The sequence below is a fragment of the Paenibacillus sp. 1-18 genome (assembly GCF_000520755.1).
In the GTDB taxonomy this organism is placed as follows: Bacteria; Bacillota; Bacilli; order Paenibacillales; family Paenibacillaceae; genus Paenibacillus; species Paenibacillus brasilensis.
In genome coordinates this window covers 1-360 of record NZ_ASSB01000017.1, presented here as the reverse complement: position 1 = coordinate 360, position 360 = coordinate 1, and the positions used below count along the sequence as shown (strand labels likewise).

At 62.5% G+C, this 360-nt stretch carries 1 pseudogene; it reads left to right on the top strand.

What is annotated here, in order from left to right:
• Nucleotides 1-12: 12 nt before the first annotated feature.
• Nucleotides 13-360 (top strand): annotated as a pseudogene (locus L693_RS27545) (SMC family ATPase); the annotation flags it as partial.

Below are 360 nucleotides of genomic sequence, written 5' to 3'. Positions count from 1 at the left end.
CTGCAAGAGGCCGTGCAACGGCTGCAACAGCTGGAGACAGTGAATGAGCAATTGAGTGAAGCTGAACAGGAGTACGCCCTTCAGGAGAAACGGCTTGCGCAAGCTGACGAACACCTGAAGCTGACGGAGCAGGAGACACAGGAGACGGAGGCGCGGCGTTCTGCCCTTGCTGCACAGGCGGCTGCAAGTATCGAGGCGCTAGTGACGCTGGAAACGGAAATCACGGCCGACGTGTCGGCACTGGCAGCCGAGGAGGAGCAACTGCGCCACAAGCTCCGCGCCGAGGAATTGGGCCGTCTCGCACAGCGTTTAGCTTCTGAGCTGCGCGAGGGCGAGCCGTGCGCGGTATGCGGCTCGCTG